Below are 24,692 nucleotides of genomic sequence, written 5' to 3' on the forward strand. Positions count from 1 at the left end.
CGTCATCGGATCCTTCCGCAGCGTCGGCGGACACGATCCGCTCAGTGGCGCGTGCTGCGCAATTCTCGGGGCAGTGCGAAGACGAGGGTCTCGTTCGCGGTGGTGACCGGCTGGACATCGCCGTAGCCGTGCTCGGCCAGCATGTCCAGGACGCCGCGGACCAGGATTTCCGGGACCGACGCGCCCGAGGTGATGCCGATCGTGCGCACGCCGTCGAGCCAAGCCTCGTCGACCTCGCGGGCGAAGTCCACCAGGTGGGCCGCCTTGGCGCCGGCACCGAGCGCGACTTCGACCAGCCGCACCGAGTTCGACGAGTTGCGGGAGCCGACCACGATCACGAGATCGCATTCCGGCGCCATCGCCTTCACCGCGACCTGACGGTTCTGTGTGGCGTAGCAGATGTCGTCGCTCGGCGGGTCCTGCAGGCCGGGGAACCGGTTCCGCAGCCGCTGCACCGTCTCCATCGTCTCGTCCACGCTCAGCGTGGTCTGCGAGAGCCAGATCACTTTCGACTCGTCGCGCACGCTGACCCGGTCGACCGCGTCGGGGCCATCGACCAGCTGTACGTGCTCGGGTGCCTCACCGGCGGTGCCCTCGACCTCCTCGTGGCCCTCGTGGCCGATCAGCAGGATGTCGTAGTCGTCGCGGGCGAACCGCTTCGCCTCCTGGTGCACCTTCGTCACCAGCGGGCAGGTCGCGTCGATGGTGTGCAGATTGCGCGCGGCGGCCGATTCGTGCACTGCGGGCGAGACACCGTGCGCGGAGAACACGACCACCGCGCCCTCGGGCACCTCGTCGGTCTCGTCGACGAAGACGACGCCGCGCTCGCGCAGCGTTTCCACCACGTGCCGGTTGTGCACGATCTCCTTGCGCACATAGATCGGCGCGCCGTGCTTCTCCAGCGTCTTCTCGACGGTTTCGACCGCACGATCGACGCCGGCGCAGTACCCGCGTGGTTCGGCGAGCAGCACTCGCTTACCGCCGTCGGCATCGGCGTTTCGGGCGCCTGCCGAGCGGGCGATTCCGACGTTCAAGGAAATGGCCGAGGACATGCCCACAGGATACGTGCGGCCCCCCTCCCCGCCACGTCCGGGAGTTGTCCGTCACAATCACCGCTCGTCGCGCGGTATCGACCGGTCAAGGGCTGCGAACTGGGGCAGAAGGCGGTCGCGAGCGAGTCCGGCGGCGCGGGACCCGATGGCGACTCGTGCCGCCCCCTCGCGGTGTCGACCGATCCGTCGCGCGCCCGGATAGACGAATATGCGAACCGCGCGCGCCCCTCCTTTGCATAACACACCATTTCGGGCAGGCTAGGACCATGTTCCGACCACCGTTTCTGGCCCGGGTCGCCGCCGGTGCCGCCGTATACGCCCTCGAGGAATCCCGCAGGCTACCCACGGCGGCAATGAATTTCCCCATCACGGCAATCAGTCAGATGCTGCAGACGACGATGCACGTCCAGCAGTTCGTGACCAGCCTGGCGCTGAAGGGCGACGCGGTTTTCGACCGGTTGTCCAACAGCCCGGTGGAGCAGCCGGAGTGGGCCACTTTCGACGAGGACCTGACCGATGACCCGAACCCAGGGTCCACTCGCAACAGCCGTTTCGACTTGTACACCGCCGACGAGCCCACACCGTCCCCGCTCGGCGCGCCCGAACCGTTCCCCGCGGAAACCGCCGCCCGCGCCACCGAGACCAACGGCCACGCCTCCTCGGCGTCGATCTCCGAGCCGGACAGCACTGAGCCGGACAGCACTGAGCCGGGGATCACTGAGCCGGGGATCACTGAGCCGGAAACCCGGGAACCGGAGACCGTTGTGCCGGAAGCCGCCGAGTCGGGCCCAGAGCCTGTCGCGGCCGAGATCGCCGAGCCGGATGTCGCCATCCGCTACGACTACGCCACTATGACCCTGGCCCAGTTGCGCGCCCGCCTGCGCATGCTGACGCTCGAGGACCTCACCGCGTTGCTGGAGTACGAGCAGCGCACCAGCGCCAGGGCACCATTCGTGACCATGCTGACGAATCGGATCGCCACCGTGCGGTCCCAGTGACCGAACCGAACCACATAAAACAGGACGGCTCTCCCGCTGGGGCAGGGGCGCGGGCCAATTCCGCCGAGCAACCGTGGCCGGTGCGTTCGGTGGCTATCAAGGTCGCCCAATGGATCGACCGGCTCGGCAGCATCTGGGTCGAGGGGCAGATCACCCAGATCAATGTGCGCCCCGGCACGCGCACCGCGTTCTTGGTGCTGCGCGACCCGTCCGCCGACATGTCCCTGTCGGTAACCTGCGATCCGGATCTCATCCGCAATTCCGCCGTCCCGCTGCAGGAGGGCAGCAGGGTGGTGGTCTACGGCAAGCTCTCCTTCTTCACCGGTCGCGGCACGATCTCGTTGCGCGTCATCGAGATTCGGCCCGTCGGCATCGGCGAGCTGCTGGCCCGCGTCGAGCGGCTCAAGGCGCTGCTGGCCGCCGAGGGCCTGTTCGATCCCCGGCTCAAGCGCCCGATTCCGTTCCTGCCCACGACGGTCGGCCTGATCACCGGCCGTGCGAGCGCCGCAGAGCGCGATGTCCTGACCGTCGCCCGAAATCGTTGGCCCGCAGTGCGTTTCGAGATTCGCAATACCGCGGTGCAGGGTCCGACCGCGGTACCGCAGATGCTCGCCGCACTAGCCGAGCTCGATCGCGATCCGGCCGTCGACGTGATCGTGCTCGCGCGCGGCGGCGGCAGCGTCGAGGACCTGCTGCCGTTCTCCGACGAGGCACTGTGCCGCGCCATCGTGTCCGCGACCACCCCGATCGTGAGCGCGATCGGCCATGAACCCGACAACCCGCTCAGCGACTTCGTGGCCGATCTCCGCGCGGCCACTCCGACCGATGCCGCCAAGCGCGTCGTCCCCGACGCCGCCGCCGAGCTGGCCGGCGTCCGTGAGCTGCGCGCTCGCACCGCCGCCGCGCTGCGCGGGTGGGTCGACCGCGAGACAAAGGCGCTGGCCCAACTGCGGTCCCGGCCGGTACTGGCCGACCCGCTGCGCGAACTCGACCTCCGCCACCAGGAGGCCGAGCGCCTGCGGACGGCGGCGCGCCGCTGCGCCGAGCAACTCATCCGCACCGAATCCACGGCGGCCAGGCATCTGCGCGAGAAACTCACCGCCGTGGGCCCGGCCGCGACGCTGTCCCGTGGCTACGCTGTCGTACAGCGCGTCACCGGTCAGGACCGGCATGTGGTGCGCACGATCGAGGACGCGCCCGCGGGCAGCCAATTGCGCATCAGGGTCGCCGACGGCGCCGTCACGGCCGCCGCGCTCGGCACCCAGGCCCTTGGCGCCGAGCACACCGAGACAGGGAGGAACTGACCTTGGCCGAGCCCGGCAAGTCCACGGGTGGGAATGGAAAAGGAGCCGACCCGGCCGCCGAGCAGGCCGAGATCGCGGGCTTCGGCTACGAACGCGCCCGCGACGAACTGGTCAACGTCGTGAAGATCCTCGAACAGGGCGGCCTCGACCTGGACGAGTCCCTCGCTCTGTGGGAACGCGGCGAGGCGCTGGCCAACCGCTGCGAAGAACACCTGGCCGGTGCGCGCAAGCGTGTGGAGGAAGCGCTGCACCGCACCGATCTGGAGGAGCGGCAATGAGCATCCGCCGCGCCACCCCCGACATCCACACCACCGATATGGAAGCCAGCCGCGACTTCTACCGTCTGCTGGGCTTCCACGAAGCGATGGACCTGGGCTGGGTCGTGACGATGGTGTCGCCGTCCAACCCGACTGCCCAGGTCCTACTGGTGGGTCCGGACGCGGAGCAGCTCCAGCCGACCATGAGCGTGGAGGTCGACGACGTCGACGCCGTGCACCAGGCGATGACCGCCGCGGGCGCCGACATCGTCTACCCCCTACGCGACGAGCCATGGGGCGTACGCCGCTTCTTCGTCCGCGACCCCAGCGGAGCCATCGTCAACGTGGTGAGCCACCGCTGACGATGGCGCCGCCAGGTCACCACTATCGGGGTGTCGCCGCAGCGCTGTAGCGTGCGATGCCGTCATGCACGCCGAGCCGCACGAACCCCGCTTTCTCCAGTACACGGACCGAGGGCGGGTTGGACAACTCCACCTCGGCGCAAACCGTGTGAACCTCGGGCGCGGTCAGCGCATGGGCCGCAAGCGCCCTGGTCGCCTCGGCGGCGTAACCACGACCCCGCCGCGATGCGACGACGCCGTACCCGATCTCCAGTTCCCCGTCGACCGCAGGCCAGAACAGCCCGATCGACCCGACGACGAGTCCACTCGCGCGCTCGAGGATCAGTCGATGCCCGAATGGACCGAGCCAATCCGGGTGCTCGGCGAGCAGGCCCGCGATGACCCGGTCGCCCTCGGCAGGGAAGTCGGCGGCCCACGCTGCGCCGCGTCGGTCGCCTACCACGGCGGCCGCCTCGTCTGCGGTCCACGACCGCAGCACCAAGCGCTCGGTGGTCAAATCGGCGGAAAGAGAAAAAGACACGTGACACTCCTGGTCATCGAAAAAGACCCGGTCCGCGTCGAAGCGTCTGTGGAATCAGAGGTGCACGAACCGGAGGAAGGCATGCGAAGAACGGCTGAGGACAGCCATATTCATCGACCTCCGACTCAGTTCGGCACGTGTCTCGCACCCGCGGCAACGGTAACGGCGGGAGCGCGAGAAGACAAGCGCGGTCAGCGCTCACCAGGTGGCTCGACGACCGGGCCGACGTGCTCTGGGTTTCGTCGGCTCTGGTCGAGGTCGAGTTGGTACGCGCGATCTGCGTCGTCGAACCAGCTGATCTGGTTCACGTGCCGTCCGTCCTGGGGCGGGTCGACAGGTTGGAGATGGACGGGATCATGCACGCGAACGCTGCGGCGATTTCTCCGGCCGCGGTGCGAAGTCTCGATGCCCTGCATCTGACCACCGCGTTGGAACTGGCCGATGATCTGACCGCCGTCGTGACTTACGACAAACGGTTCGGCGATGCGGCGGAGGCCGCTGGATTGACCTGGGTCGCGCCCAGTTGATCAGCGCGTCAGCGGTGGGACGCCGGCGATCGCCTTGGCGAGCGTCGCGAACGCCGCGTGGTTGCCCGCGCCGGTGATCAGCACCCTGGACTGACCGAGATCCGCGATCCACGCGGTCTCCGAGCCCTGCTCGGCGTACACGATCCACTTCTGCTCGCCGATCTGCTCGGTGCCGCTCGCGTATCGGGACCCGAGCACAAACCTCCCCAGCGCCTCCTCGGTCGCGTTACTCTGGCTGAACCTCATATAGGTGCCCTGCGGTGTGATATAGCCGACGGTGCTGACCGGTCCGCCGCCGGTACTGCCGATGGATTCGCGGCTACCGGAGTTCGGCGTCCAGTCGGCGGGCAGGTCCGGGTTGCGGATCGGGAACGGCAGCGTGCGCGCGTCTGCGGTGAGAGCGGCCTGCACATCGAAATGCGGAATCTGCCCCTGTGTCGGACCGTTGGCGGCGAAACTGCATTGACTGGCAAGACCCGCGAAAACCACGGCGATCAACACCAACGGAATCAGCGACCAGAACAGATCCCGATAGTCGTTCAGAATGCGTGGCTTTTGGTACGACACGCTCCCAGTATCCACTTGCGGGGCGGCGCTCCCCCGCGCACCCCGATCCCTGGAACAGGTGCACGACCGTGCCACATCGAATGAGACAATTGACCGGTACGTACCGACGCACAGGAGGCACCTCGCAATGACGGCATCTTCCCCGAAACCGAGCCGCCGCGAGGCGCCCGACCGCAACCTCGCGCTCGAACTGGTCCGTGTGACCGAAGCCGGAGCGATGGCCGCGGGCCGCTGGGTCGGACGCGGCGACAAGGAGGGAGGCGACGGCGCCGCCGTCGATGCCATGCGGCAGCTGGTCAGCTCGGTGTCCATGCGCGGCGTCGTCGTCATCGGCGAGGGCGAGAAGGACGAAGCGCCCATGCTCTACAACGGCGAGGCCGTCGGCGACGGCACCGGCCCCGAAGTGGACTTCGCGGTGGACCCGATCGACGGCACCACGCTGATGTCCAAGGGCTCGCCCGGCGCGATCGCCGTGCTCGCGGTCGCCGAGCGCGGTGCGATGTTCGACCCTTCGGCGGTGTTCTACATGCACAAGATCGCCGTCGGCCCGGACGCCGCCCACGTGGTCGATATCTCGGTCCCGATCCGCGAGAACATCAGGCGAGTCGCCAAGGCCAAGAACTCCTTGAAATCCGACCTGACCGTCTGCATCCTGGACCGTCCCCGGCACGCCGAACTGATCCAGCAGGTGCGTGACGCGGGCGCCCGCATCCGCCTGATCTCCGACGGCGACGTCGCGGGCGCGATCGCCGCGGCCCGCCCGGACTCCGGCACCGACATCCTGGTCGGCATCGGCGGCACGCCCGAGGGCATCATCGCCGCCGCCGCGATGCGCTGCATGGGCGGCGAACTGCAGGGCATGCTCGCCCCGAAAGACGATGAGGAACGACAGAAGGCCGTCGATGCAGGCCACGACCTCGACCGCGTGCTCAGCACCGAAGACCTGGTCTCCGGCGACAATGTCTTCTTCTGCGCCACCGGCGTCACCGACGGCGATCTGCTGCGCGGCGTGCGCTACTACGGAGGCGGCGCGTCGACCCAGTCGATCGTCATGCGCTCCAAGTCCGGCACGGTTCGCATGATCGACGCCTACCACCGGCTGACCAAACTGCACGAGTACTCGTCGGTCGACTTCATCGGTGACGAGGACGCAGTACCGCCGCTGCCGTGACATTGGCCGCGCCTGCGGCGCGGCGTGTTCCCGGCCCCCTATTGGCTCGCGTTTGCGCGACCGCCGCTGGCGACTTCGTCGCGACGCGGCGGCCGCGCAAACGCGAGCCGGGCCGGGAACGGGCAATGCTCGGTCTCGCTTCGCTCGGAAGCGGGAGTCGGGCCAAGTGGTCACGCAGGGCCGCACTCGCGGCACCTCAGGGTTCGCTAAATCTTCGTAGCTGTGGCGGCAGCAATCGTCCGTGAGCGGCTTTCCGGACGCAACCCAATCGTATGCCCACCCTGACGCAACAAAACCGGCCGCACTCCCGGTTCCGAGCGAAGCGAGACCGTCCATTGCCCGTTCGCGGCCCGGCTCGCGTCCGAGCGGCCGCCGCGTCCGCGACGAAGTCGCCAGCGGCGGTCGCTCGGACGCGAGCCATCAAGGGGCCGCGAACACGCCGCGCCCGCGCGGCCGAAAACACAGCCGCGAACACCCAGCGCCGCAGGGCGCTGGCAAAAAAACACAGCAAATAGACTGAGCATATGGCCGAGGAGACGCAGTACCGCATCGAGCACGACACCATGGGCGAAGTTCGAGTTCCGGTGAACGCTTTGTGGCGGGCGCAGACCCAGCGGGCCGTTGAGAACTTCCCGATCAGCGGACACGGCCTGGAGCGCGCGCAGATCCGCGCGCTCGGCCTGCTGAAGGCCGCGTGCGCCACGGTGAACCGCGACCTGGGTCTGCTCGATCCGGTGAAGGCCGACGCCATCATCGCCGCGGCGAACGAGATCGCGGGGGGCAAGCACGACGACCAGTTCCCGATCGATGTCTTCCAAACCGGTTCGGGCACCAGCTCGAATATGAACGCCAACGAGGTGATCGCCTCGCTCGCCAAGGCGAACGGCGTCACCGTGCACCCGAACGACGACGTCAACATGTCGCAGTCGTCCAACGACACCTTCCCCACCGCAACACATCTCGCCGCCACCGAAGGAGTCATCACCGAGCTGGTCCCCGCGCTCGAACATCTGCGGCTCGCGCTGCTCGACAAGGCCACCGAGTGGCGGACCGTGGTGAAGTCCGGACGCACCCACCTGATGGACGCGGTGCCGGTGACTCTCGGTCAGGAGTTCGGCGGCTACACCCGGCAGGTCGCGGCGAGTATCGACCGCATCATGGCGACGCTGCCGCGGCTGGGCGAGCTGCCGATCGGCGGTACCGCGGTCGGCACCGGCTTGAACGCACCAGAGGGCTTCGGCGCGAAGGTCGTCGCGGAACTGGTGCGCGCCACCGACATCGACGCGCTGCGCGAGGCCGAGGACCACTTCGAGGCGCAGGCCGCGCGGGACGGTCTGGTCGAGGCGTCCGGCGCGCTGCGCACGATCGCGGTGAGCCTCACCAAGATCGCCAACGACATCCGCTGGATGGGCTCGGGACCGCTGACCGGACTGGCCGAACTTCAGCTGCCCGACCTGCAGCCGGGCAGCTCGATCATGCCCGGCAAGGTGAATCCCGTTCTGCCCGAGGCGGTTACCCAAGTCGCCGCACAGGTGATCGGCAATGACGCGGCGGTCGCCTTCGGCGGCGCGAACGGCGCCTTCGAGCTGAACGTCTACATCCCCGTGATGGCGCGCAATCTGCTGGAGTCGATTCGACTGCTGGCCAACGTCTCTCGACTGTTCGCGGACAAGTGCGTGCGCGACTTGGTCGCCAACGTCGAGCACCTGCGCACCCTTGCCGAGTCCTCGCCCTCGATCGTCACGCCACTGAATTCGGCGATCGGCTATGAGGAGGCGGCCGCGGTCGCCAAGGAAGCACTGAAGCAGAAGAAAACCATCCGCCAGACCGTCATCGATCGCGGCCTGCTCGATGAGAAGCTGACGGAGGAGGAACTCGACCGTCGCCTCGACGTGCTCTCCATGGCGAAGGTCAAAGACGGAGAGTAACCGCGCACAGCACCGGCACAAACGCCACGTTGGACACCCTCGTCTGCTCCAACGTGGCATTCGGCCCTTGCGGCCTCCGCATGATGCGGATGCTCAGTTGATCCGTTTGCTATCCGAAGGTGTTACAGCCGTGACCACTGTTGTCGCCGACCACAGGCTTGGGGTGCCGGAACACCGAACGCTCGATCTGCTCCGACCGAATCCCGGCGAACCCTCCGCTACAGGAAGGCTTCGCCGGGATTCAGCTACGGAAAGGCACTGTCGAAACGCTCGTGATCCGATCAGCCGCGCAGGTGCGCGAGTTCGTCGCGCGCCTTTTCCCCTTCGGGGCCGAAGTCGGTGCGGCTGAATACATTCCAGCGCTTCAACAGCGGAGCGAAGACGAGTTCGCCTTCCTTGGCTGGGTCGTAGATACCCGCCTCGGCGAGGACCTCGTCGCTTGTGCGGCCGTCCGCCAGCGTCACCGTGGGGACGTGGAAATCCGCGACCCGGTCGGCGATGGCGCGCACGGTCTGGTCCGGCGCCAGGTCGAGACCGGCCGCGACCAGGTCCGCGAAGAAGACCGACTGCAGTTCGTCGTCCAGCGCGATGCGCTCGGCGATGGCGGTGACCATCGGGTTCTCGCCGAGCGACGCGATATTACGATGCCGGATCGCGCTGGCCGCCTCCTCGAACGCACAGGTGGCCAGCACCTCGAGCAGGTGCATCGCCGGGCGGCGGAAGCCCTTGGTCATGTGGTCCATCCGCCGCCGCTCCAGTTGGACCGGGTCGACCGACCTGGTGACCATGAGGTAGTTGCGGATCATGATCTCGTGCCGGTTCTCCTCAGCCGTCCAGCGACCGACCCAGCGCCACCAGGCGCCGGTCCGCAGGTACTTGCCGACCTCCCGGTGAAACGAGGGCAGGTTGTCGGCGATCAGCACGGAGACGGTCAACGCCAACTTCGTGACATCGCTGAGCTCGGATTGTTCCGGCTCCCAATCGACGCCGCCGAGAAAGGCGAAGTTGCGCCCGTCGTCCCACGGCACGAAATCGTGTGGCTGCCACCCGTCGGCGAGATCGATGTGTTTGCGCAGATTCAGTTCTACGTCCACCGCGAGGGATTCGAGCAGTTCGCGATCGGTCAAGAGAGTTTGCACCAAGACAACCTAGCGGCTGGGCCCGCGAAGCGGGGATCTGGGAATGGACCGGACAGGCGTTCCGGGACCGCCGGGCGGCGGCGGAGACCGGAAACCGAATCACTTCGGTGTGACGGTGATATTACCGTCTACCCAGGTGATGGTTCCGCCACTGAAATCGCTCTGCTTGCCGCCCGGGATGTTCTTCTCGTCGCTGATCGGGTAACCGAGCTTGCCGTTGGCGCCGCCGTCGGCTTCCCATGCTGCGCGGATCTCACCCCACACGATATGCGGTTCGCCCTCCTTCGGCTCGTAGATCGTGCCGCCGACGAAGTCCTGGAACTCGCCGTCGTCGGGCCCGTCCGTTTTGCCTTCCAACGGCGGGCCGAGCGGGCCGGTGGGGCCGCCGCTCGCCATGTACTTCTCGTAGATGTCGCCGGAGACGGTGACCGACTCGCCACCTTGGGTCGGAAGCTTCGTCTCCTCCGCGGCGCCCTGCGGAATGGCCTCGCCGGTGTGGGTCGCGGCGACCGAGGTGGTCATCGGGCTCGAAGCGATTGGGGTGATCGAGGCGGCGCCGCTCTCCTTGTCTGTGTCGTCGCTACAGCTGGCGACGACGAAACCCGCCGCGGCGATCAATGCGGTGAAACCAGCCGTTCGTCGAGCGAAGTGGTGCATTTCCATCCTCTCGAAATCGGTCGCGCGGAGTGCCACGGACTCCGTGGCGCTCCGCGCGACCCAGGCCGATGTTCGGCAATGACCCGGCTAGCAACTCACCGGGTCATACCGAACAGCTATCGCGGCGGATATTACCCGCCGGATATGAGGTGAAACACACCGCAGTGCCTGCCGCCCGTTCAGGCGTTGGGACCGTACTCCTCCAGCATCTCGGTAACCAACGCCGCGATCGGCGAGCGCTCGCTGCGGGTCAGCGTGACATGGGCGAACAGCGGGTGGCCCTTCAGCTTCTCGACCACCGCCGCCACACCGTCGTGCCTGCCGACGCGCAGGTTGTCGCGCTGAGCCACGTCGTGGGTGAGCACCACCCGCGACCCGGTACCGAGGCGGCTGAGCACCGTGAGTAGCACATTGCGCTCCAGCGACTGGGCCTCGTCCACGATCACGAAGGAATCGTGTAGCGACCGTCCACGAATGTGGGTCAGCGGCAACACTTCCAGCATGTCGCGGCTGAGCACCTCCTCCATCACCTCGCGGCTGGCCAACCCGTCGAGCGTGTCGAAGACCGCCTGCGCCCAGGGGCCCATCTTCTCGCTCTCGGTGCCGGGTAGGTAACCCAGCTCCTGGCCACCGACGGCATACAGCGGACGGAAGACCACCACCTTGCGCTGCGTCCGCCGTTCCAGCACCGCCTCCAGGCCCGCGGTAAGCGCGAGCGCGGACTTGCCCGTGCCCGCCCGGCCGCCGAGCGACACGATGCCGACGCTCTCGTCCAGCAGCAGATCCAGAGCTATGCGCTGCTCGGCGGAGCGACCGTGCAGCCCGAACGCCTCGCGCTCGCGCACCAGCTGCACGCGTTTGTCCGAGGTGACCCGGCCCAAGGCACTGGAGCTGGTGCCGAGCAACCGGATGCCGGTGTGGCAGGGCAGTTCTCGCGCGGTATCGAGGTCGATCACCGACTCGGAGTAGAGCTGATCGACCTGCGCGGAGCTGACGTCCAACTCCACCATGCCGGACCAACCGGAGGTGACGACGTCCTGCGCGTGGTACTCGTCGGCGTGCAAACCCACCGCACTGGCCTTGACCCGAAGCGGAATGTCCTTGGACACCAGCACCACATCGCGGCCCTCGGCCGCGAGGTTGAGCGCACAGGCCAGGATTCTGGAGTCGTTGGTGTCGGTGCGGAACCCGACCGGAAGGACCGCGGGATCGGTGTGGTTCAGTTCCACCTGCAACGTTCCGCCCTCGGTGCCGATCGGCACCTGCTGATCCAGCCTGCCGTACTGCAGGCGCAAATCGTCCAGGTTGCGCAGGGCCTCCCGCGCGAACCAGCCCAATTCGTGGTGGTGCCGTTTGCCTTCGAGTTCGCTGATGACCACCAGCGGTAGCACCACGTCGTGTTCGCCGAACCTGGTGAACGCCCAGGGATCCGACAGCAGAACGGAGGTGTCGATGACAAAGGTATCGCCGGGTAATTGCGAGGGGCGGGCCCCCTTCGCGGCGGCTCCGCCTTTCGCGGAGCGGGATTGCGCCGAGGGAGCGGAAACGGAGCGTGTAGCAGTCACGGTGGGCTCCTATGTGTTCGTGCGGCACTCGCACGAACGATCTCGCTGGACCGGTCCGTCCTGATGGACCCCGACGTTGCCGTCAGGCGCCACGAGGGCCGGGTGCCGGCCCCCTCGTACTGAGTAGCTCAGTCACGGTCAGGACCTCCCGTACGAGCCACACCGCCGCGGCCCGCATACACGACGCTACCTGCGAACCCCGCTTCCGCGCTCGGGGACAGATACACGTGTCCGTGAACTTGTCGTAAACCAGGGCTTTGCGAGGACTCAGCGCAGCTGGTCGAGCAGCACAGGAACATGGCTGTGCACCGGATCTTGTACGGCCGTGAGCAAGGTGACCGGACCTTCCGCGGCCAGCGCACACAGTTCCCGCAAATCTTGCTGAACCTCCGAAGCCGCGAGTTCAGCGCGGTAGCGGCGCACGAACTCGACGCCACGCGCGTCGCGGTCGGCATGAAACCACCGCCGCAGGTTGTTCGACGGGGTGAGTGCCTTGGGCCAGCGGTCGACGCGCGCTTGTTCTTTGGTGATCCCCGTGGCCAGAGCCGATCGATCAGCACCCGGATGCCGTCATCCGGGTCCGGGGTTTCGTAGACGCGTTTCACCCGAAAACCGGGCGGTGGTTCGAGTGTCATGGCGGTAATCGCAGCACAGCATTGCCGGGCTGGTGGGTTACGCCACACAGTCGCTGCCGCGAGGCAAGGAGGTTAGAGTCGCTGGTATGGCGGGTAACGAGGAGCTGGAGAAGCTGTCGTCGAAGGAGTTGCACGACCGCGCGGTGAAGGTGGCCGTGCGCCACGGGGATGTGAAGTTCCTGTGGCGGCTGCTCACCTCGATCCCCGCCGCGGAGGCCGCCGCGGGCAACCTCGGCGAGAGCGAGGCGGACATCAAGTACGTCCTGCCGATGATCGACGACTACATCCACGCGGGCGACGGTGCGATCGCCGAGGTACTGCGGCCGTTCTACCTGGAGTACCTGACCCAGCACTCCTGAGGTCGCTCAGCCGCGGGTCAGTGCCGCGCGCCAGAGGCCGACGACGGTGCCGCGCAGGAAATTCTCCCAGCTGAAATGGTCGTGCCACAGGATGATTCGGCCGTCCCGCAGCTCGAACGTGCCGGTCACCCAGAACCCGACGCGCACCGGGCCAACGCGCAAGTAGTCGGTGCGGTCGGTGAGCACGATGTCGCCGTCGGCGGCGATGTGGTGCATGTCGACAGCGAACCCGATCCAGCCCCGGCCAAGCCCGCGCAACACGCCGCCGACCCGGCTGATGCCCCGCACGTCGGGCAGCGAAGTGTTCTTCCAGACGATGTCCGGGTGCAGCAGGTCGAGCGCCTCCCCGGATGCGTTCATCTCCAGCGCGGCGAAGAACTCCCGCACCGTGGTGATCGAGTCCTGTTTCACGAGTTCTCCGGTCATGATCCGAGCGTAGGCCGGGGCGCTGCGGTGCGGCGTGCGATGAGCACGCCCAACCCGTCGAGGATGCGTCCGATGCCGAACTTCAGAGCGCCCTCGCCACCCACGACCGCTCCTTCCTCGGCGAACGCCGCCGCCGCCGTGGGGTAACGCTCGGTCGCGGCGGCCACCATGTCGGCGAGCTGTGCCGCGATCTGCTTCTCGAACGCCTCGGCATCGATCACTCGGACCACCTGCACCAGGCTGCGCGCGTGTCCGGTCAGCAGGACGATGGTGTCGAGGCGTTCGGCGTTCGTGAGCCCGGTCGACGCGAGTGCGCCCAGCGCGGACTCCATCCAGGCCATCTCGTTCGGACCGAATGGCCGCACCCCTACCGACACCTCCAGCGACCACGGGTGGGCGTGGAAACGTTCGTAGAGCGTCTCGCACCACCGGCCAAGCTGTCCACGCCATGCCTCTTCGGTCGAAGCGTCGTCGACGGAGGGCAGCTCCGGCGGCACGCCGAGCGCGGTGTCCAGCATCAGCGCGATCAACTCGGCTTTGCCCGGTACGTAGCGGTACAGCGACATCTTCGTGAAGCCGAGACGCTCCGCCAGCCGCTGCATGGACAGATTGACCAGCCCTTCGGCATCGGCGAGCGTGATCGCCTCGGCGACGATCCCCTCCAGGGACAGTGCGGGCTTGGGCCCGCGCTTGGGGCGCTGCTGAGTGCCCCAGAGCAGTTCGACTGCGGTAGGTGTCGGCATGCCCGAATCCTTCCGGATAACGACTTGACGAGAAACTGTGTCTATCATACTCTGATTCATGTCCGGTGGAAACAGAATCTGACGGACACTGATTTTGACCGTAAGGGAGTCACCGTGCGCAACTCGACCGTCCTCATTTCCGGCGCCAGCATCGCCGGGCCCGCCCTGGCCTACTGGCTGCACCGTTACGGTGTCGCCGTCACCGTCGTCGAGCGCGCCCCCGCGCTGCGCCCCGGCGGCCAGGCCATCGACTTCAAGGGCCACACACACTTCACCGTCCTGGAGCGGATGGGCATCCTGGCCGAGATCGAGGAGCGCAGGACCGGCGCCACCGACACCGTCTTCGTCGACGAGAACGGCAAGCAGCTCGCTGTCATGTCCGGTGACTTCACCGGCGGCGACGTAGAGATCCTGCGCGGCGACCTGGCCGAGATCATGTACAAGCGGACCGCCGAACACTGCGAGTACCTGTTCGGCGACTCGATCAGCGCGCTCACCGAGACCGCCGACGGCGTGCACGTCGAGTTCGAGCACGGGCCCGCGCGCACCTTCGACCTCGTTTTCGGCGCCGACGGCATCCACTCCCGGGTACGTAGGCTGGCTTTCGGCCCGGAGAAGGACTTCGTGAAGTACCTGGGTTACTACTACTGTGTCGCGGGCGCCAGCCCATGGAGCCAGGACGCGACGGGTCCACGCGAACGGGCGATCGCCTACGGCCACAACGCTCCCGGCAAGCTCGCGATCAGCGGCGGCTCGAAGGCACAGCAGCTGTACATGTTCACCTCGCCCGAGCTCGACTACTCCCGCGACGACAGCGCCGCCCAGCGGCGCATCATCGAGCAGGTCTACGCGGATGTCGCATGGGAGGTGCCGCGAATGCTCGACGAGGTGGCCGACTTCGACGACTGCTACCTGGATTCGATCAGCCAGGTCCGGATGAAGGGTGACTACACCAAAGGGCGCGTCGCATTGGTCGGCGACTCCGCGTACGGAAACACGCTGGGCGGCTTCGGCACCGGGCTCGCCGTGGTCGGCGCGTACGTCATCGCGGGCGAATTGGCCACCGCCGATGGCGATCACACGATCGCCTTCGCCCGCTACAACGAGATCATGAAGCGCTATGCCAAGATCACGGGCAACAGCAACGCGGGCCGCTTCCTCGCACCGAAGACCGCGCGCGGCATCAAGCTGCGCAACTGGTTCTTCGGTTCCCGGATGTTCACGTTGATGCTGAAGTACAGCGACAACGCCGCCAACGCCATCGACCTGCGGGACTACCCGGCGCTGGTCGGCGCGACGGACATCAGCTGAGACCGTCGACCGAAGGGCCACCGCGGCCGCTTCGGCGCACAACACCCCGCCGCCGGCTTCCCGGGCGGCGATGGTGGACGGCCCGTATCCCGGCCGCCGACGTCACGGTTGGACAAGGACGCGGAGCCGACCGCAAGACCCGCCCCACCACCGGGATGGGGAAGGCGGGTGGCGATGAAACGTCAACCCCGCCCAGCCGGGGACCGCCGCTCCGCTAGGAACAGCAGCCTGAAATCGAGTCGTCACACGAACACTCGCATACCGGGTGACGGTGTGACAGATCAGCCGAGGAGGTGCCAGTCCTCCAGGCCGTCGTACAGGGGAACGTCGTTGGCCAGCTTGCTCACCCTGGCGCGCAGCGCGTCCACGTCGGAGCCGCCCGCCAGTGCGGTCGCGATGATGTCGGCGACCTCGGTGAACTCGGTGTCGCCGAACCCACGGGTGGCCAGGGCCGCGGTGCCGATGCGCAGGCCGGAGGTGACCATCGGCGGACGCGGGTCGAACGGAACGGCGTTGCGGTTCACCGTGATTCCGATCTCGTGCAGCAGGTCTTCGCCCTGCTGGCCGTCGAGCTCGGAGTTACGCAGGTCGACGAGCACCAGATGCACGTCGGTGCCGCCGGTGAGCACGCTGATGCCCTTGTCCTTGACGTCGGCGGCGGTGAGGCGCTCGGCGAGGATCTTCGCGCCGGAGAGGGTGCGCTCCTGGCGGTTCTTGAACTCCTCGGTCGCGGCGATCTTGAAGGCGACCGCCTTGGCGGCGATCGCGTGCATGAGCGGCCCGCCCTGCTGGCCGGGGAACACCGAGCTGTTCAGCTTCTTGGCGTACTCCTGCTTGGCCAGGATCAGGCCGGAGCGCGGACCGCCGAGCGTCTTGTGCACGGTGGAGGACACCACGTCGGCGTAGGGCACCGGCGAGGGGTGCAGCCCGGCCGCGACCAGACCGGCGAAGTGCGCCATGTCCACCCACAGGTAGGCGCCGACCTCGTCGGCGATCGAGCGGAACGCCGCGAAGTCCTGATGACGCGGGTAGGCCGACCAGCCCGCCACGATCACCTTCGGGCGCGCGTCGAGGGCGATGGTGCGCACCGAGTCCATGTCGACGCGGTGGTCTTCCTTGCTCACCCCGTAGGAGTGCACCTCGTAGAGCTTGCCGGAGAAGTTGAGGCGCATGCCGTGGGTGAGGTGACCACCGTGCGCGAGATCGAGACCGAGCAGTTTGTCGCCCGGCTCCATCAGCGCCATCAGCACCGCGGCGTTCGCCTGCGCACCGGAATGCGGCTGCACATTGGCGAAGTCGGCGGCGAACAGCTCCTTGGCGCGGTTACGCGCCAGCGTCTCGACGACGTCGACGTGCTCGCAGCCGCCGTAGTACCGCCGCCCCGGATAGCCCTCGGCGTACTTGTTGGTGAGCACGCTGCCCTGCGCCTGTAGCACCGCGCGCGGCACAAAGTTCTCGGAGGCGATCATCTCGAGGGTGTCGCGTTCGCGGGCGAGTTCGCCTGCCATCGCGGCGGCGAGCTCCGGATCGAGCTCACCGAGGGACTGGGAATTGACAGAGGCGGTCGTCTGCGTCACCGGCTCAGTCTATGGGCCGGATGCCCGCTCCCGAGCAGGGGGTTCATCCGCCGTCCGGAATCAGCCCGCGGGCTGTGATCAGGAACTCACCCCGGCGCTTCGTCGCGCTCACCCACGGGCAGGAGTTCTCCAACAGCACTGTGAGGTGCTTGTGCGCGTCTTCGAGCGGGCGGGTGGATTTCGTCGCCACCGACACCGCGATCCACGTCGGCCGCACCACCGCGACCGCCGAGGGACGTGTGGTCGACGAACAGGGGCGGCTGGTCGCGCACGCCACGACCACGTGCGTCATCTTCCGCGGAAACCGCTGATGCCGCGGGCCCCGAACATTCGGGACACAGGTTTACGGGGCCCGACGAGCCGTAACGAGAGGGTGCGGCCCAACCGGTTTACCAGGTGACATCTACTCGCGATCATCTTGCGAAGGAACAGACATGATCACAGTGATTTCGGTGCCCAACTCCCCGGTCGAGGCGCTGCTGCGCACCCTTTCGCAACTGCTGTGCACCATCTCCGCCGGTGGACAAGGGTGCGCGGTCATCCTGTAGTGCGCCCGCCCGCGTGACATCCTCGGGCGGGCAGACACCGTCGCGGCCCGTACCGACGCCGGTTCCGCAGCCGAACGACGCCAGGCCCGACAACCGCGCCCGGTCAGGTGCCGGTGCGAGGTGCCGACAGAACCCGACCCGGCACCTCGCACGCCGGTAGCCGGGGCCACCTCGAGACGGTCCGCGCGAAGTCACCGCGCCGGTCACAGGGCGCGCACAGCGCCGGGCGTGAGCGGTTCGTCGAGGAGCCTGCGGAACCGGTCGGCCCGGTCGTCGGCGTCGACCGCGCGATCGAGCCATCCGCCCAGCAGCCGATACCCCTCCACGTAGGTGGAGATGTAGGCCCGCCACAGCGGCGAGGACAGGAACCGCAGCGACTGCCGCGCCCGATCCGGCGTCACCAGGCTCCAGGTCTGCAAGAACTCCGCCACCTCGTCGTGGGTGCGCCGGCGGTCGTGCAGCAGCAGCGCGGCGTCCTGTCGCACGCCGAGCAACTCGGCCGAAGCGTTCGAGAGTCGTTCGGCCCGTTCGCCGTCGAAGCGCAGGCCGAGGTCGGCGTAGATCTCCTGCGCCCAGACGCCCCAACCGGGGCCGACGATGGAGCGCAGCGCCAGATCGGCGAGACCCTCGGCCATCAGGCACTGTGGCGTGTTCACCAGGAACAGCGTCTGCTCGGCCTGCCCGTCCGCGACCAGCCCGGCCTCCTTGCGGCAGTGCTCGGTGTGGTGTCCCGGGTACGACTCGTGGGCGATCAGGTGTGGCAGGTGCGCCATGTGCTGTTTGAGGTCGGAGTTGATCGCGACCCGGGAGTGGTAGTTGCCCAGGTAGTAGTTGAACCCGGACCAGGGCTTGTCCCCGACGACCTCGTAGGTGACGTGCTCGTGGTCGGGCAGCGGATACCTGGCGCGGACCAGTTCGCGCAACGCGCCGGAGAACGCCTCGACGCAGGCGGACAAGCGCTCGGGCGGAATCTCGTCGGCCTTGCGGTGCGCGGCCACCCGCTCCGCCAGCGGCCCCTCTCCCGCGAGCACCTCGTTCATCTGCCGGTGCGCCTCGCGGTAGTCGTCCACTTCGCCGGGTGCGATGTCGACGTCGAAATACGCCCGCACCTCGTCGACGAATCCGATCTCGTCTCCGGCGAACTTCCGACCGGAACATTCCAACGCGCGCAGATGCGCGTCGAGAAATTCGGCGCGCTCCGGCGGCAGCCCGGCTTCGGGCACTTCGGCGCGCAACTCGGCGGCGCGTCGGGCCAGCGCACGCGGCTGCGGCGCCGGCGCGTTCGCTACCTCTCGGCGCAGCGCGGGATCACCGGTATAGGCGTCGACGAACCCTTCCTCGAGCTGGTCGAAGGCGAGGCCGAGCCGCAGGTATTCGGACACGAGCGGATGCGCTTCCATGCCAGCCGACATTAGCCGCTCACCACCGCGCCATCGACCCGGTAACCAACTACTAGTGGTACCCCACTTATCCCACGATGTTGACGCAGAGCAGAATTCGGCTATGCGGCGACAGCTAGACCGAATCTCACCAGAACCGCACGGTAAGTGTGCGTGTTTGCCGAAGTGGAGCGTCGGGTAAATGGCACGGATGAGCGAGCCGAGTCCATACGTGGAATTCGACCGGAAACAGTGGCGAACCCTGCGTAAATCGACTCCCCTTGTGCTCACCGAAGAAGAACTGATCGGCCTGCGCGGCCTCGGGGAACAGATCGATCTCGAGGAAGTCGCCGAGGTCTATCTCCCGCTCGCTCGTCTCATCCACCTGCAGGTGGCCGCGCGCCAGCGCCTGTTCGCCGCCACCGCGACCTTTCTCGGCGAAACCCACCCGGACGAGCAGGTACCGTTCGTGATCGGCGTCGCGGGCAGCGTCGCGGTCGGCAAGTCGACCACCGCCCGCGTGCTGCAGGCACTGCTGGCCCGGTGGGATCATCACCCGCGCGTCGACCTGGTCACCACCGACGGATTTCTCTATCCCACCGCGGAACTCACCCGCCGCGGCATCATGCACCGCAAGGGTTTTCCGGAGAGCTACGACCGCCGCAAGCTGCTGCGATTCGTCACAGAGGTGAAATCCGGGGCGGCGGAGGTGTGCGCGCCGGTGTATTCACACATCTCCTACGACATCGTGCCGGACAAGCTGCACTGCGTACGCCAGCCCGACATTCTGATCGTGGAGGGCCTGAACGTCCTGCAGACCGGTCCGCGGCTGATGGTCTCGGACTTGTTCGACTTCTCGATCTATGTCGACGCGCGCATCGAGGACATCGAGAAGTGGTACGTGCAACGGTTTCTCACGCTGCGCAAGACCGCTTTCGCCAACCCGAACGCACATTTCCACCACTACTCCGGATTCACCGACGAGCAGGCGACCTCCGCCGCGCAAGAGATCTGGAACAACACCAACCGCCCGAATCTGGTGGAGAATATTCTGCCCACCCGACCGCGCGCCACCTTGGTGTTGCGCAAGGATGCCGACCACAGTATCAATCGGCTGCGTCTACGGAAATTGTGATTCCGCTTACAATTTCCACGCGTCGTCGAGGCGTCGCGCGACATCGATATCGCGAGCCGCGGCAATGTGCGGCCTGCGGATCTCGGTGGAGATATAGCGGGCGACGAACCGCCTGATCTCGTGGTCCACGCTGGCGAGGATGCGCAGCAACTGTCCACGCCTGGTCGCGCTGGCGACGTTGACGTGCACGTCTCCGGGACGCGGCTCGGCGATGTCGATCAGCACGCGCAACGGCGCGGCGGTGCGCACCGTCAGATGCAGGTGGATGGTCCCCTCGACATGGAAGCGATGCCGATCGACGGCCAGATCGAGAAGCAGGTCGACATCCAGCGGAATGACCAACTCGAACGAGATGGCCTCCTCGACGTGGCGGCGCACCCGTGGCTCACCCAGCTGAACCTGGGCGGACACCTTCGCCAGTCGTCCCGGCCCCATCCCGATCGGTCCGAAATCGAATGCGGTGCCGGTCAGCTGGCCGAATGCTCCGGCGATACGCTCCGGCGAGGCCGCGTACTCCAGGAAACGCCTGCCGAACTCCTCGTAGCTGATGTAGCCGTCGCCCGACCCCTGGTGCGCGATCTCGGGCGGCCCGCCGGGCCGAGTGTCGTACGCGCCCATCCCTACGCCTCGCTGACGCTCGGCTCCGTCATGACCGAGCGATGCTCGGCTGTACCCACTACCCGCTCGCTACACTCACTCATGAGACCGCACGGTACGCGAGAAGGGCGGAGTCGGCGCCGAATTCACGGCACCAAGATCGAATCAGACCCCGAAGCGGCGATGGCGCGCGGCGTATTCGCGCAGCGCCCGCAGAAAATCCACCCGCCGGAACTCCGGCCAGTACGCCTCGGTGAACCATATTTCCGAGTAGGCGCTCTGCCACAGCAGAAAGCCGGACAGTCGCTGCTCGCCGGAGGTGCGGATGACCAGGTCGGGGTCCGGCTGGCCGGAGGTGTAGAGGTGCTGGCCGATGGCGTTCACGGTGATCGACTGAACCAGATCCTCGCCGGTCTCGCCCGCGGCGATCTCCTGGCGGACCAGCGAGCGCACCGCGTCGGCAATCTCCTGCCTGCCTCCGTAGCCGACCGCGACGTTGACGTGCACGCCGCCGCGCTCCTCGGTGCACTCGGCCGCGGTACGCAACCGCTTGGCGATCAGCTCGGGAAAGCCGTCCAGCGAGCCGACGATGCGGACACTCGAGTTCCGTTCCGGCGCCGACAATTCCTCGACCACGTCGGTGATCACCTCGAACAACGTCTCCAGCTCGTCCGGATCACGCTGCAGGTTTTCGGTGGAGAGCAGGTAGACGGTCACCATCTCGATGCCTTCGGCTTCGCACCAGCCGACCAGCTCCGCGATCTTCAGCGCGCCGACCCGATGACCGTGACTGACATCGGTGAAACCGTTCTCCCGAGCCCACCGGCGATTGCCGTCACACATCACCGCGACGTGCCGGGGATGCCGCTTGCCCGCCAGCTGCTTGGACAGCCGGGCCTCGTAGACGCGATACGGCAGACCCCGCACCTGACTCGGAAGTTCCACCCGGGCAACCCTACGCCTCACCGGCGCGATCTCGGCACCGACCGCGCGACCCCGGTACAGTGGCGATGAACTCAAACTTACGGCTGCGTAGGTTACTGGCTGGTATACCTAGGAGGTACCTCGTGTCCGAACCGGTCGGCACCCCTGACGCGGCACTGGTCGCGGCACCCACCTCGGCGGGCGAATCACTCGTGGCGGCACTCGGCAAACCGCGCATGCGTGGCTGGATCCACACCTGGGCGGTCGGCATCGCCGCCGTCGCGGCCGTCGTGCTGGTCACCGAGGCGGCCACGGTCTCGGCGACCGCGGGATGGTCGACACTGGTCTACGGCGTCACCGTGTGCGCGCTGTTCGGCATCAGCGCGATCTACCACCGGGTGACCTGGCCGAGCGCGCGCGCCCGCATCCGGATGAAGCGGGCGGACCATTCGATGATCTTCCTGTTCATCGCGGGCAGCTACACACCGTTCGCCCTGCTCGGCCTCCCCGGACGCACCGGACAGACGCTGCTGATCGTGGTCTGGGCCGGTGCGCTGGCCGGAGTCGCGCTGAAGCTGCTCTGGCCGACCGCGCCCCGCTGGGTCGGTGTTCCGCTGTACCTGCTGCTCGGCTGGGCCATCGTCCCGGTCGCCGGCCAACTCAATAACGAGATCGGCATCGCGCCACTGATGCTGCTGCTGATCGGAGGGTTGATCTACAGCGGAGGCGCGATCCTCTACGCCACCAAGTGGCCGAACCCTTGGCCGACCGTATTCGGACACCACGAGTTCTTCCACGCGGCCACGGTGCTCGCCGCGCTCACCCACTACGCGGCGGTCTGGCTCGTGGTCCTGCGCTGAACTGCGGGTCTTCAGATCCGCTGCAGCGCAGAGCGAAGGTCCTCCGGGGTGGAGACCGGGCGGTCGCAGACCGAGCCGCGGCAGACGTAGGCGGCGTCGGTGTCCCGGATCAATGGACGGTTGGCCAGGAGTGGGACCGCGTTCGGGGCGGCGGCGAGGACCACGGAGCCGCCGGGCGCCGCGACGCGGGCTGTCGTGAGCAGTTCGGTTGGGCGGTCGAGGGATTCGGCGATGGCGATGGCGACCTGCAACGGCCCGCGCAGGGCCGCCTCAGCGACGGCGAGCCACTGACCTGCCGACCGTGGCGCGCGCGCCAAGACGATCGCCCCGCGGTCGAGTGTGCGGTCGGCGAGATCGCGGTAGCGGATCTCGCGCTCCGGGTCGCTCGCGGCCGCGGCAGTGAGCAGGGCTTCGGCGAGCGAGGAGGCGCCGGCGGGGGTGGCGCCGTCGATCGGGTCGCGTGGCCGAGCGACGAGTGTCTCGGCGTCGTCAGCGGTGTCGAACCAGCTGCCCGGCGCGTCCGGGTCGGCGAAATGCTCGATCGCCTTGTCCAGCAACCGTTGTGCGTCCTCGAGCCAGCCGAGCTCGCCGGTGGCTTGGTGCAGAGCGAGCAGACCGGTGACCAGCCACGCGTAGTCCTCCAGGATGCCGGGCGCGGAGCCGACCACACCGCGGAGCGAGGCGCGGCGCAGGCGTCCGCCCACAACGTGCTCGGCCAGCAGGAAGCGCGCGCAGCGTACGGCGGCGGCGATCCAGTCCGGCTCGCCCAGCGCCGACCCGGCCTCGGCGAGCGCGGTGACGGCCATCCCGTTCCACGCGGTCACCACCTTGTCGTCGCGGTCCGGTTGGGGACGGCGGGAACGGGCCGCGCGTAGCGCCACCCCGATGCGCTGCAGGCGAGCGTCGTCCTTCTCGGTGACCGGCTCGGAGTACCTGGTCAGCACCGACGTGCCCGGTTCGAAGTTCCCCGCGGTGGTGACGCCGAAGAATTCGGCGGCCCACGCCCCGTCGATCGGCCCGAGCGCGCCGGTCAGTTCGGCGGGCGTCCATACGTAGGTCGCGCCTTCGACGCCTGGGCCGCCCGGCTCCAGATGGGTATCGGCATCCAAGGCGGAGGCGAAGCCACCCTGTTCGGTACCCAGGTCTTCGACGATGAACCGCACAGTCTCCCTGGCCACCCGGTGCGACAACGATTCCGGCAGCACCGACATACTGCGCCGCGCCAGATGGGCGTAGGCGCGCAGCAACTGGGCGTTGTCGTAGAGCATCTTCTCGAAGTGCGGCACCACCCACGCGGAGTCGACCGAGTACCTGGCGAAACCACCGCACAGCTGGTCGTAGATCCCGCCGCGCGCCATCGCCTCGGCCGTGCGGGAGACCACATCGAACACCGTGCGGCTGCCGGTCCGCTCCCAGTGCCGAAGCAGCCCCTCCAGCAGCGCCGACGGCGGGAACTTCGGCGCACCGCCGAACCCGCCGTGCTTGTCGTCCTCGTCGCGCAGCACGGCGGCGACGGCGTGGTCCAGCAGCTCGGCCGTAATCGTCAGATCCGCGTCGGGCAGCACCGCCGTCTGCGCGCGCAGAACCTCGGCCGCCTGTGTGGACGCTTGGCGCACCTCGTCGCGGCGGGTGTGCCAGGTGTCGGCGATCGCGGTGAGCAGCTGGGTGAACGACGGCATCCCGCCGCGCGGGAACTTCGGGTAGTAGGTGCCGCAGTAGAACGGTTCACCGCCGGGTGTGAGGAAGCAGGTCATCGGCCAGCCGCCCTGCCCGGTCATCGCGACGGTGGCGTTCATGTAGACCGCGTCGAGATCGGGCCGCTCCTCCCGGTCGACCTTCACGCAGACGAAGTTCTCGTTCATCTGCTCGGCGGTCGCCGCGTCCTCGAACGACTCGTGCGCCATCACATGACACCAGTGGCAGGACGCGTACCCGACCGAGAGCAGGATCGGCACGTCCCGTTCCCGCGCCTCGGCCAGCGCCTCGGCGTCCCACTCCCGCCAGTGCACCGGATTGTCCGCATGTTGGCGCAGATACGGAGACGTCGCGTTGCCGAGCCGGTTCATAGCTCCACCGTACGGCCTCTCGGCCAGGCTGAGCGGGCACGGGCGGCGCGGCCACCATGTCTCGCTTGACTCTCCGGTGGCGGGA

General features: G+C 67.6%; 24 protein-coding genes and 2 pseudogenes. 12 read left to right on the forward strand and 14 right to left on the reverse strand.

The window, feature by feature from the left end:
- Positions 1-41 precede the first annotated feature (41 nt).
- Positions 42-1,052, reverse strand: coding sequence for a 4-hydroxy-3-methylbut-2-enyl diphosphate reductase (locus tag OHB12_RS19600; RefSeq protein WP_327110046.1), 1,011 nt, complete (start codon positions 1,050-1,052; stop codon positions 42-44).
- Positions 1,053-1,318: 266 nt separating this feature from the next.
- On the opposite strand from OHB12_RS19600, the gene OHB12_RS19605 reads away from it, so the two are divergent.
- From OHB12_RS19605 to OHB12_RS19620, 4 genes are all read left to right on the forward strand, one after another.
- On the forward strand, positions 1,319-2,050 hold the full coding sequence (locus tag OHB12_RS19605) for a lipid droplet-associated protein (protein ID WP_327110047.1): 732 nt from the start codon (positions 1,319-1,321) through the stop codon (positions 2,048-2,050).
- 14 nt (positions 2,051-2,064) lie between these two features.
- Positions 2,065-3,354: an exodeoxyribonuclease VII large subunit gene (xseA, locus tag OHB12_RS19610; RefSeq protein ID WP_327121267.1), complete on the forward strand. Its 1,290-nt coding sequence runs from the start codon at positions 2,065-2,067 to the stop codon at positions 3,352-3,354.
- Between the two features lie 71 nt (positions 3,355-3,425).
- A complete protein-coding gene (locus tag OHB12_RS19615; RefSeq protein WP_327121269.1) occupies positions 3,426-3,632 on the forward strand; it encodes an exodeoxyribonuclease VII small subunit in 207 nt (68 codons plus the stop codon).
- Positions 3,629-3,973, forward strand: a complete 345-nt coding sequence (locus tag OHB12_RS19620; RefSeq protein ID WP_327110048.1) for a VOC family protein — start codon at positions 3,629-3,631, stop codon at positions 3,971-3,973. The genes OHB12_RS19615 and OHB12_RS19620 overlap by 4 nt, the downstream gene beginning before the upstream one ends.
- A gap of 22 nt (positions 3,974-3,995) precedes the next feature.
- Here OHB12_RS19620 and OHB12_RS19625 read toward each other — a convergent pair whose 3' ends face one another.
- A complete protein-coding gene (locus tag OHB12_RS19625) occupies positions 3,996-4,493 on the reverse strand; it encodes a GNAT family N-acetyltransferase (protein ID WP_327110049.1) in 498 nt (165 codons plus the stop codon).
- Positions 4,494-4,630: 137 nt separating this feature from the next.
- Here OHB12_RS19625 and OHB12_RS19630 point away from each other — a divergent pair, with 137 nt between their 5' ends.
- Complete coding sequence (locus tag OHB12_RS19630; RefSeq protein WP_327110050.1) at positions 4,631-5,020, forward strand: PIN domain-containing protein; 390 nt, start codon at positions 4,631-4,633, stop codon at positions 5,018-5,020.
- Here the strand turns inward: OHB12_RS19630 and OHB12_RS19635 are convergent, their stop codons facing one another.
- Positions 5,021-5,587 (reverse strand): DUF4245 domain-containing protein, encoded by a 567-nt coding sequence (locus OHB12_RS19635; protein ID WP_327110051.1) that lies wholly within the window; start codon positions 5,585-5,587, stop codon positions 5,021-5,023.
- A gap of 127 nt (positions 5,588-5,714) precedes the next feature.
- Between OHB12_RS19635 and glpX the strand changes: the two genes are divergently transcribed.
- Entirely contained in the window at positions 5,715-6,758 is a 1,044-nt protein-coding gene (gene glpX, locus OHB12_RS19640; RefSeq protein WP_327110052.1) for a class II fructose-bisphosphatase, read from the forward strand.
- A 524-nt stretch (positions 6,759-7,282) separates the two neighbouring features.
- On the forward strand, positions 7,283-8,686 hold the full coding sequence (locus tag OHB12_RS19645) for a class II fumarate hydratase (protein WP_327110053.1): 1,404 nt from the start codon (positions 7,283-7,285) through the stop codon (positions 8,684-8,686).
- A 281-nt stretch (positions 8,687-8,967) separates the two neighbouring features.
- Here the strand turns inward: OHB12_RS19645 and OHB12_RS19650 are convergent, their stop codons facing one another.
- The 4 genes and pseudogenes from OHB12_RS19650 to OHB12_RS19665 form a co-directional block, all read right to left on the reverse strand.
- Complete coding sequence (locus OHB12_RS19650) at positions 8,968-9,825, reverse strand: acyl-ACP desaturase (RefSeq protein WP_327110054.1); 858 nt, start codon at positions 9,823-9,825, stop codon at positions 8,968-8,970.
- Between the two features lie 99 nt (positions 9,826-9,924).
- Positions 9,925-10,482 (reverse strand): LGFP repeat-containing protein, encoded by a 558-nt coding sequence (locus tag OHB12_RS19655; RefSeq protein ID WP_327110055.1) that lies wholly within the window; start codon positions 10,480-10,482, stop codon positions 9,925-9,927.
- Between the two features lie 179 nt (positions 10,483-10,661).
- The gene (locus OHB12_RS19660; protein WP_327110056.1) at positions 10,662-12,047 is read right to left on the reverse strand and encodes a PhoH family protein; all 1,386 of its coding nucleotides are present in this window, start codon (positions 12,045-12,047) and stop codon (positions 10,662-10,664) included.
- 267 nt (positions 12,048-12,314) lie between these two features.
- Positions 12,315-12,682 (reverse strand): annotated as a pseudogene (locus OHB12_RS19665) (DUF488 domain-containing protein).
- Positions 12,683-12,768: 86 nt separating this feature from the next.
- Here OHB12_RS19665 and OHB12_RS19670 point away from each other — a divergent pair.
- Positions 12,769-13,041, forward strand: a complete 273-nt coding sequence (locus OHB12_RS19670) for a hypothetical protein (protein WP_327110057.1) — start codon at positions 12,769-12,771, stop codon at positions 13,039-13,041.
- Between the two features lie 6 nt (positions 13,042-13,047).
- On the opposite strand, the gene OHB12_RS19675 is transcribed toward OHB12_RS19670, so the two are convergent.
- Together OHB12_RS19675 and OHB12_RS19680 are read right to left on the reverse strand one after the other, a co-directional pair.
- On the reverse strand, positions 13,048-13,467 hold the full coding sequence (locus OHB12_RS19675) for a limonene-1,2-epoxide hydrolase family protein (RefSeq protein WP_327110058.1): 420 nt from the start codon (positions 13,465-13,467) through the stop codon (positions 13,048-13,050).
- The gene (locus OHB12_RS19680) at positions 13,464-14,210 is read right to left on the reverse strand and encodes a TetR/AcrR family transcriptional regulator (protein WP_327110059.1); all 747 of its coding nucleotides are present in this window, start codon (positions 14,208-14,210) and stop codon (positions 13,464-13,466) included. The genes OHB12_RS19675 and OHB12_RS19680 overlap by 4 nt, the downstream gene beginning before the upstream one ends.
- 114 nt (positions 14,211-14,324) lie before the next feature.
- Here OHB12_RS19680 and OHB12_RS19685 point away from each other — a divergent pair, with 114 nt between their 5' ends.
- On the forward strand, positions 14,325-15,521 hold the full coding sequence (locus OHB12_RS19685) for an FAD-dependent monooxygenase (protein WP_327110060.1): 1,197 nt from the start codon (positions 14,325-14,327) through the stop codon (positions 15,519-15,521).
- 281 nt (positions 15,522-15,802) lie between these two features.
- On the opposite strand, the gene glyA is transcribed toward OHB12_RS19685, so the two are convergent.
- A complete protein-coding gene (gene glyA, locus OHB12_RS19690; protein WP_327110061.1) occupies positions 15,803-17,098 on the reverse strand; it encodes a serine hydroxymethyltransferase in 1,296 nt (431 codons plus the stop codon).
- A gap of 182 nt (positions 17,099-17,280) precedes the next feature.
- Between glyA and OHB12_RS19695 the strand changes: the two are divergent.
- Positions 17,281-17,409: pseudogene (locus OHB12_RS19695) on the forward strand (thioesterase); the annotation flags it as partial.
- Between the two features lie 440 nt (positions 17,410-17,849).
- Here OHB12_RS19695 and OHB12_RS19700 read toward each other — a convergent pair.
- Positions 17,850-19,046, reverse strand: coding sequence for a DUF885 domain-containing protein (locus OHB12_RS19700; protein ID WP_327110062.1), 1,197 nt, complete (start codon positions 19,044-19,046; stop codon positions 17,850-17,852).
- Positions 19,047-19,227: 181 nt separating this feature from the next.
- Between OHB12_RS19700 and coaA the strand changes: the two genes are divergently transcribed.
- On the forward strand, positions 19,228-20,160 hold the full coding sequence (gene coaA, locus OHB12_RS19705; protein ID WP_327110063.1) for a type I pantothenate kinase: 933 nt from the start codon (positions 19,228-19,230) through the stop codon (positions 20,158-20,160).
- Positions 20,161-20,166: 6 nt separating this feature from the next.
- Here the strand turns inward: coaA and OHB12_RS19710 are convergent, their stop codons facing one another.
- Together OHB12_RS19710 and OHB12_RS19715 are read right to left on the reverse strand one after the other, a co-directional pair.
- Positions 20,167-20,778, reverse strand: coding sequence for a hypothetical protein (locus OHB12_RS19710; RefSeq protein WP_327110064.1), 612 nt, complete (start codon positions 20,776-20,778; stop codon positions 20,167-20,169).
- Positions 20,779-20,922: 144 nt separating this feature from the next.
- Complete coding sequence (locus tag OHB12_RS19715; RefSeq protein WP_327110065.1) at positions 20,923-21,702, reverse strand: isoprenyl transferase; 780 nt, start codon at positions 21,700-21,702, stop codon at positions 20,923-20,925.
- A 215-nt stretch (positions 21,703-21,917) separates the two neighbouring features.
- Between OHB12_RS19715 and trhA the strand changes: the two genes are divergently transcribed.
- The gene (gene trhA / locus OHB12_RS19720) at positions 21,918-22,541 is read left to right on the forward strand and encodes a PAQR family membrane homeostasis protein TrhA (protein WP_327121271.1); all 624 of its coding nucleotides are present in this window, start codon (positions 21,918-21,920) and stop codon (positions 22,539-22,541) included.
- Between the two features lie 11 nt (positions 22,542-22,552).
- Here the strand turns inward: trhA and OHB12_RS19725 are convergent, their stop codons facing one another.
- Complete coding sequence (locus tag OHB12_RS19725) at positions 22,553-24,607, reverse strand: thioredoxin domain-containing protein (RefSeq protein WP_327110066.1); 2,055 nt, start codon at positions 24,605-24,607, stop codon at positions 22,553-22,555.
- Positions 24,608-24,692: the final 85 nt, after the last annotated feature.

This window comes from Nocardia sp. NBC_01730 (genome assembly GCF_035920445.1).
Classification (GTDB): Bacteria; Actinomycetota; Actinomycetes; order Mycobacteriales; family Mycobacteriaceae; genus Nocardia.

Coding starts and splice junctions, on each gene's coding strand:
- OHB12_RS19600 (WP_327110046.1), bottom strand. CDS start 1,052: ATGTCCTCGGCCATTTCCTTGAACGTCGGAATCGCCCGCTCGGCAGGC.
- glpX (WP_327110052.1), top strand. CDS start 5,715: ATGACGGCATCTTCCCCGAAACCGAGCCGCCGCGAGGCGCCCGACCGC.
- coaA (WP_327110063.1), top strand. CDS start 19,228: ATGGCACGGATGAGCGAGCCGAGTCCATACGTGGAATTCGACCGGAAA.
- OHB12_RS19670 (WP_327110057.1), top strand. CDS start 12,769: ATGGCGGGTAACGAGGAGCTGGAGAAGCTGTCGTCGAAGGAGTTGCAC.
- OHB12_RS19655 (WP_327110055.1), bottom strand. CDS start 10,482: ATGCACCACTTCGCTCGACGAACGGCTGGTTTCACCGCATTGATCGCC.
- OHB12_RS19675 (WP_327110058.1), bottom strand. CDS start 13,467: ATGACCGGAGAACTCGTGAAACAGGACTCGATCACCACGGTGCGGGAG.
- OHB12_RS19605 (WP_327110047.1), top strand. CDS start 1,319: ATGTTCCGACCACCGTTTCTGGCCCGGGTCGCCGCCGGTGCCGCCGTA.
- OHB12_RS19645 (WP_327110053.1), top strand. CDS start 7,283: ATGGCCGAGGAGACGCAGTACCGCATCGAGCACGACACCATGGGCGAA.
- OHB12_RS19725 (WP_327110066.1), bottom strand. CDS start 24,607: ATGAACCGGCTCGGCAACGCGACGTCTCCGTATCTGCGCCAACATGCG.
- OHB12_RS19710 (WP_327110064.1), bottom strand. CDS start 20,778: ATGGGCGCGTACGACACTCGGCCCGGCGGGCCGCCCGAGATCGCGCAC.
- OHB12_RS19620 (WP_327110048.1), top strand. CDS start 3,629: ATGAGCATCCGCCGCGCCACCCCCGACATCCACACCACCGATATGGAA.
- OHB12_RS19700 (WP_327110062.1), bottom strand. CDS start 19,046: ATGGAAGCGCATCCGCTCGTGTCCGAATACCTGCGGCTCGGCCTCGCC.
- OHB12_RS19680 (WP_327110059.1), bottom strand. CDS start 14,210: ATGCCGACACCTACCGCAGTCGAACTGCTCTGGGGCACTCAGCAGCGC.
- trhA (WP_327121271.1), top strand. CDS start 21,918: ATGCGTGGCTGGATCCACACCTGGGCGGTCGGCATCGCCGCCGTCGCG.